The 17,928-nt window shown below is 64.4% G+C and carries 13 protein-coding genes; 7 read left to right on the top strand and 6 right to left on the bottom strand.

Annotation, left to right across the window (positions count from 1 at the left end; all coding sequences use genetic code 11):
- Positions 1–38: 38 nt before the first annotated feature.
- Positions 39–944: a LysR family transcriptional regulator gene (locus J0909_RS12190; protein ID WP_207263219.1), complete on the top strand. Its 906-nt coding sequence runs from the start codon at positions 39–41 to the stop codon at positions 942–944.
- On the opposite strand, the gene J0909_RS12185 is transcribed toward J0909_RS12190, so the two are convergent.
- Genes J0909_RS12185 through J0909_RS12170 form a run of 4 tightly spaced genes read right to left on the bottom strand, consistent with a single transcriptional unit; the run spans position 928 to position 6,554 of the window.
- Positions 928–2,067: an ABC transporter permease gene (locus J0909_RS12185; RefSeq protein ID WP_207263218.1), complete on the bottom strand. Its 1,140-nt coding sequence runs from the start codon at positions 2,065–2,067 to the stop codon at positions 928–930. The two genes, J0909_RS12190 and J0909_RS12185, sit on opposite strands and share 17 nt — an antisense overlap.
- Before the next feature lies 1 nt (position 2,068).
- Complete coding sequence (rbbA, locus tag J0909_RS12180; protein WP_353616768.1) at positions 2,069–4,834, bottom strand: ribosome-associated ATPase/putative transporter RbbA; 2,766 nt, start codon at positions 4,832–4,834, stop codon at positions 2,069–2,071.
- Complete coding sequence (locus tag J0909_RS12175; protein WP_207263217.1) at positions 4,831–5,907, bottom strand: HlyD family secretion protein; 1,077 nt, start codon at positions 5,905–5,907, stop codon at positions 4,831–4,833. Before J0909_RS12175 ends, rbbA begins: the two co-directional genes overlap by 4 nt.
- Positions 5,904–6,554, bottom strand: coding sequence for a TetR/AcrR family transcriptional regulator (locus J0909_RS12170; RefSeq protein ID WP_207263216.1), 651 nt, complete (start codon positions 6,552–6,554; stop codon positions 5,904–5,906). The genes J0909_RS12175 and J0909_RS12170 overlap by 4 nt, the downstream gene beginning before the upstream one ends.
- A 615-nt stretch (positions 6,555–7,169) precedes the next feature.
- On the opposite strand from J0909_RS12170, the gene J0909_RS12165 reads away from it, so the two are divergent.
- The 3 genes from J0909_RS12165 to J0909_RS12155 all read left to right on the top strand — a co-directional run bounded on the left by J0909_RS12165 (position 7,170) and on the right by J0909_RS12155 (position 11,741).
- Entirely contained in the window at positions 7,170–8,297 is a 1,128-nt protein-coding gene (locus J0909_RS12165; protein ID WP_207263215.1) for an HD domain-containing phosphohydrolase, read from the top strand.
- Positions 8,298–8,311: 14 nt separating this feature from the next.
- The gene (locus tag J0909_RS12160; RefSeq protein WP_207263214.1) at positions 8,312–9,547 is read left to right on the top strand and encodes an HD-GYP domain-containing protein; all 1,236 of its coding nucleotides are present in this window, start codon (positions 8,312–8,314) and stop codon (positions 9,545–9,547) included.
- Positions 9,548–9,707: 160 nt separating this feature from the next.
- Positions 9,708–11,741, top strand: a complete 2,034-nt coding sequence (locus J0909_RS12155; RefSeq protein ID WP_207263213.1) for a methyl-accepting chemotaxis protein — start codon at positions 9,708–9,710, stop codon at positions 11,739–11,741.
- Positions 11,742–11,817: 76 nt separating this feature from the next.
- Here J0909_RS12155 and J0909_RS12150 read toward each other — a convergent pair whose 3' ends face one another.
- Positions 11,818–12,783: an ABC transporter substrate-binding protein gene (locus tag J0909_RS12150; RefSeq protein WP_207263211.1), complete on the bottom strand. Its 966-nt coding sequence runs from the start codon at positions 12,781–12,783 to the stop codon at positions 11,818–11,820.
- 154 nt (positions 12,784–12,937) lie between these two features.
- On the opposite strand from J0909_RS12150, the gene J0909_RS12145 reads away from it, so the two are divergent.
- The 3 genes from J0909_RS12145 to J0909_RS12135 are packed head-to-tail and all read left to right on the top strand — an operon-like array spanning position 12,938 to position 15,868.
- Positions 12,938–13,684, top strand: a complete 747-nt coding sequence (locus J0909_RS12145; protein ID WP_207263209.1) for a (Fe-S)-binding protein — start codon at positions 12,938–12,940, stop codon at positions 13,682–13,684.
- Between the two features lie 2 nt (positions 13,685–13,686).
- Positions 13,687–15,138, top strand: coding sequence for a LutB/LldF family L-lactate oxidation iron-sulfur protein (locus J0909_RS12140; protein ID WP_207263207.1), 1,452 nt, complete (start codon positions 13,687–13,689; stop codon positions 15,136–15,138).
- Positions 15,131–15,868, top strand: coding sequence for a LutC/YkgG family protein (locus tag J0909_RS12135; RefSeq protein WP_207263206.1), 738 nt, complete (start codon positions 15,131–15,133; stop codon positions 15,866–15,868). Before J0909_RS12140 ends, J0909_RS12135 begins: the two co-directional genes overlap by 8 nt.
- A 16-nt stretch (positions 15,869–15,884) precedes the next feature.
- On the opposite strand, the gene J0909_RS12130 is transcribed toward J0909_RS12135, so the two are convergent.
- Positions 15,885–17,621 carry a PAS domain-containing sensor histidine kinase gene (locus tag J0909_RS12130; protein WP_207263205.1) on the bottom strand — a complete coding sequence of 579 codons (1,737 nt, stop codon included), beginning with the start codon at positions 17,619–17,621 and terminating at the stop codon, positions 15,885–15,887.
- Positions 17,622–17,928: the final 307 nt, after the last annotated feature.

Genomic DNA, 17,928 nt, shown 5'->3' with positions numbered 1-17,928 from the left:
ACTTGTGGAACTCAACATTATTCCATATTGGAATAGCCATGGAATTTCGCAAAATTCAAATGTTCGTGGAAGTGGTCCGCCGCCAGGGATTCTCCCGGGCGGCCGAGGCGCTGTTCGCCACGCAATCGACGGTGAGCAAGGGCGTGCGCCAATTGGAGAACGAGCTGGACGCGCCGCTCCTGGACCGCAGCGTGCGGGGCGTGGTCCTGACCGATGCGGGACAGGTGGTCTATCGCCGGGGATTGAGAATGCTGGCCGAGCACGGCGACATGCTCCTCGAACTGGAGGAGCTGCACGGATTGGCCGGGGGCACCCTTCTACTCGGGCTGCCCCAGATCGGGGCCAGCGCCCTGTTTGCGCCGGTTTTCGCCGAATATCGCCGACGGCATCCCAAGGTGGAGATCCGGCTGGTGGAGCACGGAAGCGACCAGTTGGAGGGGGTCTTGCGGGCCGGCGGCGTGGAGCTGGCCGCCTCCCTGTTGCCCGTGCCCGACGATTTCGAATGGTTGCCCGTGCGCCGGGAGCCCTTGGTGGCCCTGCTCTCGCCCGACCATGCCCAGGCGGCCCTCGACGCCATCACCCTGGACCAGGTGCGCGACGAGCCCTTCATCCTGTTCGAGGACGGGTTCGCCCTGAATCGGATCATTCTCGGGGCGTGCCGCAGCCGGGGATTTGAACCCGCCATCATCACCAAAAGCAGCCAGATCGGTTTCATCTGCCGACTGGCCGAGGCCGGACTGGGGGTGGCCTTCCTGCCCCGGCTCATCGCCGAGCAACGGCGCGGTCCCGGCGTGCGCCTCGTCAGGCTGGACGAGCCGAACACGGATTGGGACATGGCCGTGATCTGGCGCCGGGGCGGGTACCTGTCCGCAGCGGCCCGGGCCTGGCTCGACGTGGTCCGCGACCTGTATGGTCCCGATACCGAAGTTAGTGCAGAGAGCTGATCATCCGGCGCAACCTGTGGTGGGCGAACCAGAAGAAAACGCCGCCGATGGTGGCCATGCCCAGAAAATCTGGCCAGATGACCGAGGGGCCCGCGCCCCGGAAAAGGATGGCCTGGGCCAGGGACACGTAATGGGTGGTCGGGGCCAGGGACATGATCCATTGGATGGCTTGGGGCATGCTCTCGCGCGGGGTGGTGCCGCCGGACAGGATTTCCAGGGGCAACAGGACCAGGATGGCCAGCAGGCCGAACTGGGGCATGGTCCGGGCCAGGGTGGCCATGTAGATGCCCACCGAGGCCGCCGCGAACAGGTAGAGCAGGGAGCAACAGGCGAACAGCAGGGTCGAACCGTTCAGGGTCACGCCCAGCACCCCCTGGACCATGACGTGCAAGGACAGGGACGAGACCACCAGCACCACCAGCCCCATGGACCAGACCTTGGAGATCATGATCTCCAGCGGGGTCACGGGCATGACCAGAAGGTGTTCGATGGTCCCGTGCTCATTCTCGCGGATGAGCGCCGCCCCGGTGAGCAGGATGCCGAGAATGGTGATGTTGTTGACGATGGAGTTGATGGCCGCGAACCAGAACTGGCTGACATTGGGGTTGAAGAAGACCCGGATGTTCAGGTCGATCGGCGCGGCCGCTGCGGACTGGTAGCGCTGCTCGTAGGCGCGGATTTCGCCGTCCACGATGTGCTGGAGGTAGCTGGTCCCGGTCTGGGCCTGGGACAGCCGCGTCGCATCCACGTTGAGTTGCAGGTCCGGGGTGCGCCCGGCCACGACGTCGCGCTGGAAGTCGGGCGGGATGTCCAGGACGAAGGTGTACTTCCCTGAGTCCATGCCCTTGTCCATTTCGGCCAGGTCGATGAATTCCGGCGGCATGAACTGCGGCGGGTGCAGGGCCGCGACGATCCGGCTGGAAAGTTGGGACCGGTCCTCGTCCACCACGGCCACCGAGGCCCGGTTCAGGGATTCGGGCTTGGCCCGGGCGTCGGCGTAGACCGTGCCCGTGAACATGAACAGGATCAGGAAGAGCATGGCCTTGTCGTAGAGCAGGCTGCGGAACTCCTTGACCCCCAGAGCCAGGATGTTGGACAGGCTGCCGAGAAACGCGCTCCGCATCCTAGACCTCCTGTTTCCTGAGGATGAGCACGCTCAGGATCGTGGTTACGGGGATGGCCGCCAGGAGCGGCCAGAAGGACCCGGCCAGATCGGCCAGCCCCAACCCCTTGGAAAAGGTCCCCCCGCTGATGAGCAGGTAGTAGGTGGTCGGGTACACGGACCCGATCACTCGCCCCAGGCCCTCCAGGGTGGAGACCGGGTCGAGGAGCCCGGAGAATTGAATGGCCGGGAGCAGGGTGAAGATGGCCGTGCCCGCGATGGCCGCCACCTGGCTGGAGGTCAGGGTGGAGGCCAACAGCCCCAGGCCGGTGGTGGCCACCACATAGACCAGCGCGCCCAGCGCCACCGTGGCCAGGCTGCCCGTGAACGGCACCCGGAACAGGAGCACGGCCAGAAGAAACAGGAACACGAAATTGACCATCGAGAGGGCGATGTAGGGCAACTGCTTGCCCACCAAAAATTCGAACTTGGTCACCGGCGTGGTATAGACGTTGAGAATGGAGCCCATCTCCTTTTCGCGGACCACGCCCAACGCGGTGAGCATGGACGGGATGAAGACCAGAAGCAGGGGGATGACGTTGGGGACCATGGCGACGATGCTCTTCATTTCCGGATTGTAGCGATAGCGCACCTGCATGTTGTAAAGGGCGGCGCCCCTGCCCGTTCTGGAAGCCAGCCGGGACAGCGCCTGGGCATGCACTCCCTGGACGTACCCCCGGGCGATCTCGGCCCGGCTGGGCATGGCTCCGTCGATCCACGCCCCCACCTCGGGCACATCGCCCCGGTCCAGGTCTCGGCCGAAGTTGGGCGGGATCTGAATGACCACGGACAATTCGCCCGCGACCATGCGCTTGTCCATCCCGGCCGGGCTCTGCACCGGCGGCCGGACCGAGAAATAGCGCGACCCCTCGTATTCCAGAATATAATTCCGGCTGGCCGTGGTCTGATCCTGATCCAGGCTGGAGAATGTCAGGTCCTCCACATCCAGGTTGATGCCGTAGCCGATGACCAGCATGAGGATGAGCGTGCCGAACAGGGCCATGCCCAGGCGGATGGGGTCGCGTTTGAGCTCCATGGATTCGCGGATGGAGAAGCTGAGCAGCCGGGACAGGCTGAACCGGGGGTGGGACACGCCCTCCCGCCCTGCCGTCGCGCCTTCTTCTTCGGCGGCCGTCTCCGCGAACACCCCCTCGGGCTCATCGTGCTTGCCGGTCCCGCCCGAGGCCTCCTCCAGATAGGCGATGAAGGCCTCTTCCAGGGTCGCGGCCCCGCGCTTCTCCCGCAGGGCTTCGGGGGTATCCGTATCCAGGATGCGGCCCGCGTGCATCAGGGCCACCCGGTCGCAACGCTGGGCCTCGTTCATGAAATGGGTGGAGATGAAGATGGTCACCCCGTCCCGGCGCGACAGGTCGATGATCAGCTCCCAGAAGCCGTCCCGGGCCACGGGATCCACGCCCGAGGTGGGCTCGTCCAGGATGAGCACGTCCGGCCGGTGCAGCACGGCCACGGCCAGTTGCAGCCGCTGGCGGATGCCCAGGGGCAGGTCGTCGGGCCGGTCGTCGCCGTAGCGCGCCAGGTCGAACCGCTCGCCGAGTCCGGCGATGCGTTCCCGGGCCTCGCCCGGAGAGAGATGAAAAAGCCGTGCGTGGAGCTCCAGGTTGCGGCGCACGGTCAGCTCGCCATACAGGGAAAAGGCCTGGGACATATAGCCCACGCGCCGCCGGGTGGCCATGTTCCGGGCGTCCAGCTTGCGGCCCAAAAGCCGGGCCTCGCCCTGGGTCGGTTCGAGCAGGCCGGTGAGCATTTTCATGGTCGTGGACTTGCCGCACCCGTTGGAGCCGATGAAGCCGAATATCTCGCCTCGGTCCACGGAAAGGTTGATATCGTCCACAGCGGTAAAATTGCCGAAGCGCATGGTCAGGCCCGTGGCCTCGATAACCGTCTCGCCCTTGTGCAGCGGCGGGATGGTCAGCGCGTGGTGGCCGCGCTTGCGCTCCTCGGGCAACAGGGCCAGGAAGGCCTCTTCCAGGGTCTCGGTCCCGGTGCGCCTGCGCAATTCGGCCGGGTCGCCCTCGGCCAGCTTCCTGCCGTCGTCCACGGCCACCAGCCAGTCGAAACGCTCGGCCTCCTCCATGTAGGCGGTGGCGATGAGCACGCTCATGGACGGCCGTCCGGCCCGGATGCGTCCGATGAGTTCCCAGAACTGACGGCGCGAAAGCGGGTCCACGCCGGTGGTGGGTTCGTCCAGGATAAGCAGGTCCGGATCATGGACCAGGGCGCAACACAGGCTGAGCTTCTGCTTCATGCCCCCGGACAGCTTCCGGGCGGAGCGGTCCGCAAAGTCGCTCATGCCGGTACTGCGCAGCAAATCGCGAATGCGCCGGTCGCGCTCGGCCCGGGACTGGCCGAACAGACGGCCGAAAAAATCGATGTTCTCGCGCACGGACAGGGTCGGATAGAGATTCTTGCCCAGCCCCTGGGGCATGTAGGCGATGCGCGGGAAGAGCCGCTCGCGATGATGCCTGTTGCGCATGTCCCCGCCCAGGACCGTGACCTCGCCGTCCTGGATCTTGCGCGCCCCGGCCATGAGCCCGAGCCAGGTGGACTTGCCCACTCCGTCCGGGCCGATGAAGCCGATCATCTTCCCGGCGGGCAACTCCAAGGAGACGTCGGCGGCGGCCAGGGTGTCGCCGTAACGGTGGGTCACGCCCGCCAGCCGGACCACGAGGTCCGTCCGCCGGTCCTCGGCGTTCGGCGCCGGGATCACTTGACTTCCTCCGGGAGGCTCACGGCCAGCCGGTCGGGCCACGCCTTGGCCGCATCCAGGCGCACGTAGGCCACGCCGGGCAGCCCGGTCTTGACGTACCGGGCATAGCGCCGGAGCAGCTCGGGCTCGATGCGGGCCTTAATGCGGAACATGAGCTTCTGGCGCTCGTCGCTGGTCTCCACGGCCTTGGGCGTGAACTGGGCCACGCTGGCCACGAAGGAAATCTTGGCCGGAATGACATACTGCGACGCGGCATCAAGGATCACGCGTACCTCGGCGCCCATGGCGGTCCGCCCCGCCTCGACTTCGGGCAGGAAGAACGTCATGTACACATCGCCCAGATCCACCAGGCTGACCACCTTGCCGCCCGCGGCGACCACCTCGCCGGACTCGACCACGCGGTACTGGACCCGGCCCGCCTTGGGCGCACGCAGGACGCCGTCCGCAAGGACCTGCTCCAGCCGATCGACCACGGCCTGGGCCGCGTTGATGTTGGCTTCGGCCTCGGCCACCTGGGCCTGGGCGGCCCTGGCCCCGGCCTCGGCCGCCTTGACCTGGGCGCGGGCCGCGCGCCAGGCCGCCTGGGCGGTCCGAAGATCGCCATGGCTGTTGTCCGCGTCCTGCTGGGATACCACCTCGCTCTTGACCAGGGTCTGGATGCGCTTGTCGCTCTTGCGGGCCACGTCGAGCTGGCTCTGCTGGCGGGCCAGGTCCGCCTGGGCCGAGGCCACCTCGGCCCGACGCTGAAAGACTTGGGCCTTGGCCGTCTCCAGGGCGCTCCCGGCCCTGGCCAGATCAGCCTCGGCTTCGGCCACTTGGGCCTTTTCGGTCTGCATGTCCATGCGGGCCACCACGTCGCCCGCCTGCATGTAATCGCCCTCGTCCACCAGGACCTCGGCCACCTTGCCGCCCCACTTGGCGGCCACGGCAATCTCCGTGGCCTCGATGCGTCCGTTGCCCTCGGCGAATCCTTCCTCGACCACGTCCCGGCCAAGCCAGTACCAGACTCCGGCTCCACCCAAAAGGACCAGCATGACGATGCCCGTCAGCCACGGGCCGAACTTGCGCTTCATGGGACCACCTCGCAATCGCCGCGCTCCATGCCCGCCCGTCCCGAGGAGGCATCCGCAGTGGTGATGTAGTTTTCGAAAATTTTCCAGTTGATCTCGGGCTGGACGGCCATGTCCACGCGGCACAGTCCGCGCCCGGCCAGAATCCCCATGGAAGAAAACAACCCGAGAAAGGCGATGAACAGCCGCTCGGGCGTCTCGTCGGTCCGGATGCGCCCCAGGCCCTGGCCCTGGCGGATGACCTCGGCCACCTCGGCCGCGAACTCCTCCAGGTGGCGGTTGAGCAGCGCCCCCAGAGAGGGCTCCTCGCGCCAGAGCAAATCCGAATAAAAGAACACCGGCACGGCCGGATAGCGCTCGAACAGACGCACCTGGGAGAAAAACAGCTCGCGCAGCAGGGTCACCGGCCCGGCCGTCTTCCGGAGCACCCGCTTCCGGCTCTCGGTGTACACGCCGGTGATGTAGTCCACCACGGCGGCCAGGATTTCGGTCTTGCCCGCATAATGCCGGTACAGGGCCGGGGGCGTGACCCCCACCTGCCGGGCGATATTCTTGACCGTCAGGCCCGAAATCCCCTCGGACACCACCAATTCCAGGGCCACATCCGCGATCTGTCCCTTGCGGACATCACTGTCGAGACGCTCTCTCATGTCTTTAGTTAACGACCATTCACTAACCAAAGTCAAGCCGTATCCGTGCGGCGAAAACGAGCGGACACAACGCCTTGACGCGAGCCGCCCTTTGCTCCAGGCTGTACCATGAGAGTAAACCTTGCCGACACGGAGACACCTTCCATGGAATCAATACGAAAAAAGCAATGGCACCACCTGAAAGGCGCGAAATCGGCCCGACTCATGGTCCACCAGCCGCTCCCCCCTGGACCTCGCGCAATGATCCAGGATCGCGGGCTGCGACCTGGCCGCCTACTTCCTCGTGGAACTCGACAAGAAGCCATCGGCCGCGGTCGCGTGATCTCCCGGGGCAATCAGAAGACAGTATGTTTTCGCCGATAATCATTGACACGATTAACTTCGAATCATACTATATAGAAGGTAAAAATATTAACCATTGCAACAGGTTGCCAAATAATTTCGCAGAGATGCAAGGCATTATACGAACAAGGAACAGGAACTAACCGTCAAATCCCGCTCACGGCATCGAACATACGACCGACACCGCCCGAGGCCCCTGTCCTGGCCGGGGCATCGGCTCTTCCCGGTGGAACCGTTTTCGGAACGGATGCGGAATGCACGGGGGAACACGCCATGCTGCAAATGCTTGTCATCGACGAGACCAAAAAGTTTCATAACGCCATCGAAACGCTCTTCCGCGAAGAGTTCAGCGTCCAAAGCATCCCGGTCGAAGACCTTGAGGAGATGGGATGTGGCGGCAAGCCGAACATCGTCATCTATGTGGGAAACGGTCCCGCGCCGGAGATCCGCAAAAACATGGCCCTGATCCGCCTCACCTGGCCCGGCGCACTGACCATCCTGTTGCTGCCCTCCCTTGAAAACGAAGCCCGGCTTCGCGGCGTTTCCATACCTGCGCACACCACAATATTCAGTCCCTGTTCCAAGAAGCGGCTGAAGCAGGTCGTGGACGACTTCAAGGAAGTGCTGGGCCATTCGGCCCGGGTGGGCAAGGGAAAGGCCATCCTCCATTCCCTTGTCGAATTCACCAGCAACTACATCCCCTGCGTATACATCTGCCACGAGCGCGTCCGGCCCCTGCTCATGGCCCTGGCGACCAACGTGGGCTGCGACGCGGAACGCATCCAGGAATTCTTCAACGCCTATCTGCTGATCCTGTCCAGCCTCGACGGCGAAAAGCTCTCGTCGGTCATGAGCGGCTGCGACACCAGCGCCGAGACCCAAAAAGCAATCTTCGAGCATGTGGAGCGGGCCGTGCTCCTGCTGGAGGGGGACGAACGGACCAGCGATCTGGCGCACTGCCTGCACTACATCCAGAAACGCTACGACGGCAGCGGCTACCCCAAGGACGACGTCCGGGGCGACCAAATCCCCCCGACTGCGCGGATGATCCGCCTGGTCCTGGACTACCATTACCTCGTCCAGAACGGCAAAAGCATCGGCGAGACGATCTTCATCCTCAAGCAGCGGGCCAAGTTCTACGACAAACGCCTGCTCGAGGAGTTCAAGGCCATCGTGGGCGATACGGGCGAGATCGTGCAACGAGCCATTTATCCCCTGGGGCTCGCTCCGGGCATGGTCGTGGCCGAGGACGTCTACGGGGAAGTGGACGGCCGTCGACGGAAGCTCTTGTCCAGCGGCGAAATACTGACCCCGAAGACCGTCGCATTCATCCAGAAGCACTGCGATGAATTCCTCGACATCACGGAGCCCATCCAAATCCGGGAAACCATCGGCGAATAGGCCGGGAGCCAGCCATGTTCGAAGAGATATCGGTCAAGCGCCTGACCGTGGGCATGTACGTGAGCCTCCGGGAGATTCCCTGGTTCAGCCACCCCTTCCTGTTGTCCAACTTCGAGATCAAAAACCGCCGGGAACTGCGGGACATCATCGGAATCGGCCGCGCCACCGTGCTCTACGATCCACAAAAAAGCCGGTCCGCCCCGCTGCCCGAGGACCGGGCCATGGAGCCCGAGCCCCCGGACAGCACGGGAACGGCCGCCAAGTCCCGCCGCAAACGCGAAAAGGCCTCGGAGCTGCGGGCTCGGCGGGCCCGGTTCAACGAGGTCCGCGAGAAATTCGGCAAGGGCCTGAACAAATCCAAATGGATCTTCGAAGGCATCAAGGGCGCGGAGCCCTCGGCCGCCGCGGACGCCAAGCGGCTGGCCGAGGCCTTCGGCAATACGTTCCTGGACGACGTCAGCCTGGCCATCCAGCACATCAATATGACCGCCACGGATGCGGGCCAGCATTTTCATTCCCTCAACGTCATGACCTTGTCCCTGATGCTCGGCAAACAATTGGGCCTGTCCGCCGAGGACATGAATATTCTCAGCCTGGGCGCCCTGCTCCACGACGTGGGCCTGCTGCTTCTGCCCGGCGACATCGCCATCAGCACCAAGCTGAGCAAATCCGGGTGGATTCTCTTCAAGCGGCACCCCATGATCGGGGTGCAAATGCTCTCCAAGCTGCCCGGCATCGACCCCCAGGTCATGAAGATCGTCTACCAGCATCACGAGCAGTGCGACGGCCGGGGGTACCCCAAGGGCCTCAAGGGCGACGCCATTGCCGACATGAGCAAGATCGTGTCCATCGCGGACGTCTACGACCGGCTGGTCAACACCCGGGACGTACAGCTCGGGCTCGCTCCGCACAAAGCCCTGTCCCTGATGTTCGCCAAGCGCAAGGCGCAATTCGAGGGGAAGTACCTGGAGACCTTCATCAAGATGCTCGGAGTCTATCCGCCCGGAACCGTGTGCCGTTTCAGCTCCGGTGACGTGGGCGTGGTCGTCTCGGTCAACCCGGCCAACCCCCTGCTCCCCGAAGTGGTCATCTACGACGCGAACATCCCCAAGCACGACGCCATGATCTATCGGCTGGGCGAAGACATCGACCTGACGATCACCTCCACCCTGAACCCCGGGGAAATCGACCAGGAAATCAAGGGCTACCTGGATTCCCGTTCCCTGGTCCAATACTTCCCCAACCGCTGAGTCGCCAGGCGCCGAATATTCGAGAAGTTGATTTTTAAATCGAATATAGTGGTCCACAATCTTTTTTTCCTGTATGCGTTCGGAAGTATAGGGAAGAATCGCCCTTGTGCGGCTTCCCCGCCGGGAAGCCCGGCACACCACAAAGCTCATTGGAGGGCCCATGTTCAAAAACCTGAATCTTGGCCTGAAGCTCGGTCTGGGCTTCGGTTGTTTGATCCTCATCGCCGCGGCTCTGGGCGGCCTCGCCATCTATGACATGCTGACCGTGAGCGAGGAATCGCGACAACTCGCCGAAGAATACGTCCCGGAAGTGGCCATCGCCAACGGCCTGGAACGTGCCGCGCTGCTGACCATGTACTCCGTCCGGGGGTATTCCCTGAGCCATAAGGCCTCATATTGGGACGAAGGGCAGAAATGGCTGAGCGAGACCGACGGCCATCTACGCCAGGCCAAGGCCCATGCGGAGAAATATCCCCGCCTCGTCAAGCTGAAAGCGGATGCCGAAAACGCCGTACAAGGCATAAGCGCCTATAAGACGCTGGTGGGGCAGACCCGGCAGCTGATCGACGCCATCGGGGAGAACCGCGAGGCCATGGACAGCGCCGCGGCGGCATTCATGAAGAATTGCCGGGAACTGCTGGCCATACAGCAACAGCTCCTGGATCAGGATGTGGACGCGGGCGCGGCGACCTTCCGAATCCATGAACGAATCGGCAAGGTCGCCAAAATCAACGCCATGATCCAGCTTTGCAACGAGGTTCGGGTTGAAAATTTCAAGGCCCAGGCTGCGAGCGACCCGAAGACAATGGAGGCCGCCCTGGAGCGTTTCACGCCCATGCGGGAACAGCTTGAAGCCGTCAAGGCCGTTACCCGGCAGGCATCGAATCTCAGCCTGTTGGAAACCATCCGCGTCGCCATTGAAGAATACAACACGGCCATGAAGCAGTTCCTGGCCAACTTCCAGGCCATGAACGAGCTGAACAAGCAGCGCAATACGGCGGGCCTGGCCGTGCTCGCCGCGGCGAAGAACACGGCCACGGCAGGCGTGGCGGCCACACAGGAACGGGCCAATGCCGCCGTGTCCGCCCTGGGGACAGCATCCACGATCATGGGCGTGGGGCTGGCCGCGGCCTTCCTCATCGGGGTCATCCTGGCCTGGGTGCTGACGCGCATGATAACCCGCCCGATCCTCCAGGGTGTGGGTTTTGCCCAGCGCATGAGCGGGGGCGATTTCACCAGCACGCTGGACATCAACCAACGCGATGAGATCGGCGTCCTGGCGCAAGCCTTGAACGACATGGTTTCACGGCTCCAGTCCGTGGTGGCCGATGTGGACGCAGCGACCCGCAACGTGGCCGGGGGCAGCGCCGAGCTGTCCGCCTCTTCCCAGTCTCTGTCCCAAGGGGCCACGGAGCAGGCCGCGTCCATCGAGGAGGTCTCCTCGTCCATGGAACAGATGGCCTCCAACATCAGCCAGAACGCCGAAAACGCCCGCGAAACCGAGGCGCTGGCCTCCAAGGCGGCTGCGGACGCCCGCGAATCCGGCGGAGCCGTAGGCCAGACCGTGGAAGCCATGAAGGAAATCGCCGAAAAAATCTCGATCATCGAGGAGATAGCCCGGCAGACCAATCTGCTGGCACTGAACGCGGCCATCGAAGCGGCCCGGGCCGGGGAGCACGGCAAGGGCTTCGCCGTGGTCGCGGCCGAGGGGCGCACGCTGGCCGAGCGCTCGGGCACGGCCGCGGCAGAGATCAGCGAGCTGTCCTCGACCAGCGTGGAGGTGGCCGAAAAGGCGGGCAAGATGCTCGGCCAACTGGTCCCGGACATCGAACGGACCGCCTCCCTGGTCCAGGAGATCACCGCCGCCAGCAACGAGCAGAACGCGGGCGCGACACAGATCAACCAAGCCATAGGCCAGCTCGACACCGTCATCCAACAGAACGCCTCGGCGTCCGAAGAAATGGCCTCCACCAGCGAAGAGCTGTCCAGCCAGAGTCAGCAGCTCCAGGACACCATGTCCTTCTTCAACGTGGGCAAGCCCACCGAGAAAAAGCGCTCCGTTGTCCAAGCGCACTCCGCTCCGGCGGCCGCCCTGCCTGCGGCCGAAAACGCGGCGCCCGCCGAATCCCCGGGGCCCCCGGGCAACGGCATGAATCTGGACATGGACAACGACACCGACTTCGAACGGTTCTGAGCCCGGCCCGCACACAATGCCATAAGCAAGGGCCGCCCCTCCGGTGGAGGGGCGGCCCTTGTCGTCGTTTCGGCGGCTACTTGTGGATCACGTCGGCTTCCCCAAGCAGGCTTTCGGGAATTTCGACGCCCATCTTTTCGGCGGCGGCCGGATAGATGTGGAAGGAAAGCCGCTTCTGGAACTCCACCGGGATATCGCCGGGCTTGGCCCCGTTCAGGATGCGGAGGGCCATGGCTCCGGTCTGGCGGCCGTGCTGGTAATAATCGAAGCCCAGCGCCGCGACGGCCCCGCGCGACACGGAGTCCGCATCGGCCACGAAGACCGGGGTACGGCTCCGCCGCCCAACCTTGACGACCACCTCCATGGCCGAAACCACGGTGTTGTCCGTGGGGATATAGATGGCGTCCACGTTGCCCACCAGGCTGGACGCCGCCTGCTGCACGTCGGCGGAGCTGGTCACCGCGGTCGCCACGATCTCGATGTCCCGTTCCCCGGCTGCCGCCCGGACCCGGTTCAAGTTGGACACGGAGTTGGCCTCGCCCGCGTTGTACAGGAAGCCGAGCCGCTTCAGGTTCGGCAGAAACTTGCGGATCATGTCCAGGTGCTTGCCCATGGGCATCTGATTGGACACGCCGGTGACGTCGCCGCCCGGATGTTCGTAGTCGGTCACCAGCCCCGCCAGGAGCGGATCGGTGATGCCGGTGAAGAGCATGGGCGTACCCTTGAGGGCCGGGGTCTTGTCGTACTGCTTGATCAGGGCCTGGGCGTTGGGCGTGGCGATGGCCACGATCATGTCCGGCCTGTCGGCCGCCACCTGGGTGGCGATCTGGTAGACCACGCCGATGTTCCCCTGGGAGTTGTAGATATTGTACTCGGCGTCGATGCCGCCCTCTTTCAGTTCATCCTGAAACCCCTTGAGAATGGCATCCAGGGCCGGATGCTCGACGAACTGGCTGACGTCGATAACGACCTTGCCCGCAAGGGCCGGGCCTGCCACGCCCAAAACAACCAGCGCGGCGAAAAGACAAATAAAACGCTTCATGAGCCCCCTCCAGGGAAACGACGGATCGGACAATTCCGTAACATGTGCTAACGTGTCGATTTTTCTACAGCAACATGAAAGGACTTGCAAGTTTACGGCGAAGTGTGCAACATCCGCCCCCTACCAACCAACATAATATTCCGGATTTTGTACAATGACCCGACCCACCGTGACCCTCTTCATCCAGTGCCTGGTGGATTCTCTGTCTCCCGAGACAGGTGACGCCATGGTCCGGGTACTGGAACGGCTCGGCGTGCGCATGCACTACCCCCCGGACCAGACCTGTTGCGGCCAGCCCGCCTTCAATTCCGGGTACCGCACCGAAGCGGCCAAGGCCGCCCGCCGGTTTCTCGACATTTTTGAAAACAGCGAAGCCATCGTCTGCCCATCCGGCTCTTGCGTACACATGGTCCGCCACCACTATCTCGATCTGTTCCGGGACGACCCCGCCCAATTGGAACGCGCGCTTCGGGTGGCGGCCAGGACGTTCGAATTCACCGAATACCTGGTGGACGTCTTGGGCGTGACCGATCCCGGCGCACAGCTCGGCTGCCGCTTCGACGGGGCCGTGACCTACCACGACTCCTGTCACCTTTCGCGCGGCCTGGGCATCCGGCGGCAACCCCGCCTGCTCCTGGAAAACACCCCGGGGCTGACCCTCATCGAGATGGACGAGTCCGACCGCTGCTGCGGCTTCGGCGGGACCTTTTCGGTCAAATATCCGGAGATATCCACGGCCATGGCGGACGACAAGGTCAAGACCATCCTGGACACCGGGGCCGAAGCCGTTGTCGGCTGCGACGTCAGTTGCCTGATGAACATACGCGGGCGACTCTCGCGCCTGGGCTCGAACGTCCGAGCCCTGCACATCGCCGAAATTCTGGCCGGGGAGGGAAATTAGCCATGCGCGACGCAGGCGCCAAGACCTACGCAGAACTGGCCCACGAGGCCATCGGCAACGAGGAATTGCATGCGGCCATCCGCATGATCCAGGAGCGCATCGGCAAATCCACCCAGGCCCTGTGGCGGGACGAGATCACCCCGGAGCACCGCCGTCTGGCCAAGGAGGCGCGGATGCGCACCCTGAACAACCTGGACATGGTCCTGGCCACTCTGGCCGACAAAATCCGGGCGCGCGGCGGGCACGTGTACTTCGCGGCCACGGCCGAGGACGCGCGCAACTACTGCCTGGACGTGGCCCGCAAAAACGGCGTGAAAAGCGTGGTCAAGGGCAAGTCCATGACCTCGGCCGAGATCGGCGTGGACGCCCTGCTGGAAGCCGAAGACATCGAGGTGGTTGAGACCGACCTGGGCGAGTACATCATTCAGTTGGCTGGGGACACGCCCTCGCACATCATCGCTCCGTGCATCCACATGAATAAGCGCCAGATCGGCAAACTGTTCGAGGACAAGCTTTCCATCCCCTACTCCGAAGACCCGCCCACCCTGACCAAGGCCGCGCGCAAGGCGTTGCGCGAGAAGCTGCTCGGCGCGGATATGGGACTGAGCGGCTGCAACATCGCTTGCGCCGAAACCGGCCACGTCTGCCTGGTGTCCAACGAAGGCAACATCCGCATGGCCACGACCATGCCCCGGGTCCATGTGGCCCTCATGGGCATGGAGCGGGTCACGGCCACCCTGGCCGAGCACGACATGCTCCTGCGCCTGCTCACGCGCGGCGCGGCGGCCCAGAAGGTCTCCACCTACGTTTCCTTCCTGGGCGGCCCCCGCCAGCCCGGCGAGACCGATGGCCCCGAGGAGTTCCATCTGGTGATCATCGACAACGGACGCATGCGGATGCTCGCCGACCCCCGGTTCCGCGAGGTCCTGTCCTGCATCCGCTGCGGCGGCTGCCTGAACATTTGCCCGGTCTACGGGCGCATCGGCGGGCACGCCTATGACGGCCCGTATCCCGGCCCCATCGGCGCGGTGATCATGCCCCTCATCCAGGGGGTCAACGCGCACGCCGACCTCTGCCGGGGCGAATCCCTGTGCGGCGCGTGCAAGGACATCTGCCCGGTGAACAACGACCTGCCGCGCATGCTCTCGGAACTGCGGCACATGCTCGCCTATGGCGATGAAACCTGGAACGTCGCCCCCGTGGACAAGACCGAGGCCCGGGCCTTCAAGGCCTGGAGCGCGGCCATGTCCAGCCGGACCGCCTACAACCTGCTGGTCAAGGCCGGGCGGCTGGCCCAGGCCCCGTTCGTCAGGGACGGCGTGCTGGGAAAGGGCGTCGGCCCCCTCGCCAAGTGGACCGCCACCCGCGATTTTCCGGCCATCGCCAAAAAGACCTTCGCCGACCGGTGGAAGACCGACCACGCCAAGCGCCTCAAGGAAGCCGACCATGAATAACGAGCAACAGTTCCTCGACCGCATTCGCAAGGCCCTGGGCCGGGACCAGGCCCCGGACGCCGCCACCCTCTTTTCCAGCCGTGCCGAAGGCGAACTGGAGGCCCTGCTTGCGCGCGCCGACCGCACCCCGCCCGAACGGCTGGCCCTCCTGGAACGGCTCCGGCGGACCGCCGGCCCCTTGAACCTCAATGTCCATGCGGTCGGGGACATGGCCGAGGCCGGACTGCGCATCGCCGATCTGGCGCGCACGGCCGAGACCGAATGGGGCGGAGACAGGCACATCCTCATTCATGACGACCCGCTGCCGCACGCATTGCGTCTTCCCGAACTCCTGGCCGACGACCCCATCCGGGTGGACGTGGCCCGCTTCGAGGACGGCGAGGACGAGCTTGCCGGCAAGGCGCGGCTGCGCGCCGCCGCCGAATCCGCCTACATCGGCGTGACCGGCGCGGACTGGTGCGCCGCGGACTGCGGAGCCATCGCCCTGCTCACGGGACCGGGCCACGGCCGGGCCGTGTCCCTGGTGCCGTCCATCCACGTGGCGGTCCTGCCGCTGGACCGGTTGGTCGCCGATCTGTCCGAGGGCTACGCATTGCTTGAAAAACCCGGAGAACTCCCCGCTTCCTTCACCTTCATCTCGGGCCCGTCAAAGACTGCGGACATCGAAGCCCAACTCGTCCACGGAGCCCACGGCCCGCGCGAGATGCACCTGTACGTGGTCACGGGCTAGGCCCGGACGCCCGGGATCAGGCCGCGGCTCCGCCCCCTCCAGGCAGGGTGACGCGGACCACGGTACCGGTTTCCGGGGAGGAGTCCATGGCGATATTGCCGCTGTGGGCCTCGGCGGCCAGGCGGGCGGAATAGGTGCCCAGCCCGGTGCCGTTGTGCTTGCCGTGGGTGGAATACTTGTCGAAGAAACAATGGCGGACCTCCTCGGGTACAGGGAGGCTGTTGCGGATTTCGAGCACGCACGGGTCGCCGCTGGTCATGTCCACATGCACCGGGCGGCCGCCCGAGGCCTCCACCGCGTTCTTGAGCAGATTGGCGGCCATGCCGTAGAGCAGGGTGGAATCTCCCTGGATAAACAGGTGCATGCCGTCCCGGACCTTTTCCCCGTCCAGGGTGGCTTCCACCCGGCAGGCGGGGTCACGGTGCATGGAGGTGTCGCGCGCGGCGCGCATGATGATGGCCAGCCAATCCACGGACTGGGGCTGGTGCTCGTAGGTCCCGGATTCAAGCTTGTACAGGGTCAGGGACTGGTTGATCAGATCCATCATCTGCATGCCCGCTTCCTCGACCACTTGGAGCATCTCCTTCTGCCGGTCGGTCAGGTTCTCGTCCTCCTGCATGAGCCGGGGCAACCCGATGATCCCCATGAGCGGGGACTTGAGGTCGTGGCGGACGATGCGCTCCACATCTTCCTTGAGTTTTTCAGCGGCCTTGCGCGCGGTAATATCGATGCCGAGGCAGAGAATGCCGGTGGCCTGGCCCATCTCGTCCACGATGACCGAAGTGCCCAGCGACAGGGTGGCCCGGGTCTCGTTGTGGCGCAGGACTTCCACTTCGGTAAAGGTGTGGCCCGGATTGCGGTCGAGCAGATCGTGGAAATGAGCGCTCAGGTCCAGGCCCTGATTGTCGGTCCGAGGCAATAGCAACCCCACGGCCTCGCGGCCGATCAGTTCTCCTTCGAGATAACCATAAAATTCCAGCCCCCAGCGGTTGATGAAGAAAACCTTACCCTGGGTGTCCACCTCCAGAACGATGAAGTGGGACTGTTCCACCAGATCGCGGTACAGCCTGCGGCTTTCGCGCAGCCGGTTCTCGGCCTCCACCCGCTGGTCGATGATCCGATTGCTGGCCCGGGCGCCCAGGAAGGTGCCCTCGGCGTTGGTCACGGGCACGCAGCTGTGGGACAGCCAGTGTTCCGTGCCGTCGGGCCGGACGATGCGGAAATCCAGGATATCCGATTCCTCGGCCCGGTGCTCCCGGAACAGATGCGCCTTGACCACTGGTCGGTCCTCGGGATGCACGATCCGGATCATCAGATCCGGGTCCTTCATGAATGCGGCCCGGGGGTAGCCGGTGATCCGCTCACAGGCGGGCGACATGTACAGGAACCGACCGTCGGGACCGCGCCAGTATACCCAGTCGTAGGTGAAATCGGCCACGGTCCGGAAGCGCTCCTCGCTCTTGGCCAGCTTTGCGTTGGCCGCCTTGAGCTGCCGGAAGATGGGTCGGATCTGGATGATCCCGAGGAGGATGATGACGGAGACCAGCAGCCCGATGAATTCGAAGGCCATGTCCGGTGCCGCCCGGCCCTGCCAGTACATGTACAGGGTGTGCACCCGCCGGTGGACCATGCCGATGAGCCCGGCGGCGATCAGAATCCACGACCAGCGGCGACCCGTTTCCGGGATGAGAAGCAGCGCCAAGGCGGCGGCCGTGAGCTGAATCCCTATGGAAGCCATGATAAGCAGGTCCATGCATCCCCCTGTATCTTGCAACGGAATCCGTCTGTTCAGCTTAGCCTCGAATCAATAGATTATGCAAATACTGTTCATGGACAGCCTCGGCGGGGACGGCCCCGGCCCGTTTGTCCGCGAAGGGCATAATGGAAAAGGCCCGCCCCGAAGAGCAGGAAAGGAGGGCGGGACGCACGCCTTGCCCGCCGGAGGCCAGATCTCCCGAGTTCCGCCGCCAGACGGTTTTCAACGCCGGATGTTCCCTTTAAGGCGCCACCGGGAAGCTTCCACAAAAATACCATGTCGGCACTCCCGAGTTTTGCTGGTA

This window comes from Desulfovibrio sp. Huiquan2017 (assembly GCF_017351175.1).
Lineage (GTDB): Bacteria > Desulfobacterota > Desulfovibrionia > Desulfovibrionales > Desulfovibrionaceae > Pseudodesulfovibrio.
This window is presented reverse-complemented; position numbering and strand designations above follow the sequence as displayed.

Excerpts from the sequence above, each read along its gene's own strand:
- J0909_RS12170 (WP_207263216.1), bottom strand. The coding sequence starts at position 6,554 with ATGAGAGAGCGTCTCGACAGTGATGTCCGCAAGGGACAGATCGCGGAT.
- J0909_RS12160 (WP_207263214.1), top strand. The coding sequence starts at position 8,312 with ATGTTCGAAGAGATATCGGTCAAGCGCCTGACCGTGGGCATGTACGTG.
- J0909_RS12185 (WP_207263218.1), bottom strand. The coding sequence starts at position 2,067 with ATGCGGAGCGCGTTTCTCGGCAGCCTGTCCAACATCCTGGCTCTGGGG.
- J0909_RS12145 (WP_207263209.1), top strand. The coding sequence starts at position 12,938 with ATGACCCGACCCACCGTGACCCTCTTCATCCAGTGCCTGGTGGATTCT.
- J0909_RS12150 (WP_207263211.1), bottom strand. The coding sequence starts at position 12,783 with ATGAAGCGTTTTATTTGTCTTTTCGCCGCGCTGGTTGTTTTGGGCGTG.
- J0909_RS12165 (WP_207263215.1), top strand. The coding sequence starts at position 7,170 with ATGCTGCAAATGCTTGTCATCGACGAGACCAAAAAGTTTCATAACGCC.
- J0909_RS12155 (WP_207263213.1), top strand. The coding sequence starts at position 9,708 with ATGTTCAAAAACCTGAATCTTGGCCTGAAGCTCGGTCTGGGCTTCGGT.
- J0909_RS12130 (WP_207263205.1), bottom strand. The coding sequence starts at position 17,621 with ATGGACCTGCTTATCATGGCTTCCATAGGGATTCAGCTCACGGCCGCC.
- J0909_RS12140 (WP_207263207.1), top strand. The coding sequence starts at position 13,687 with ATGCGCGACGCAGGCGCCAAGACCTACGCAGAACTGGCCCACGAGGCC.
- J0909_RS12135 (WP_207263206.1), top strand. The coding sequence starts at position 15,131 with ATGAATAACGAGCAACAGTTCCTCGACCGCATTCGCAAGGCCCTGGGC.
- J0909_RS12175 (WP_207263217.1), bottom strand. The coding sequence starts at position 5,907 with ATGAAGCGCAAGTTCGGCCCGTGGCTGACGGGCATCGTCATGCTGGTC.
- J0909_RS12190 (WP_207263219.1), top strand. The coding sequence starts at position 39 with ATGGAATTTCGCAAAATTCAAATGTTCGTGGAAGTGGTCCGCCGCCAG.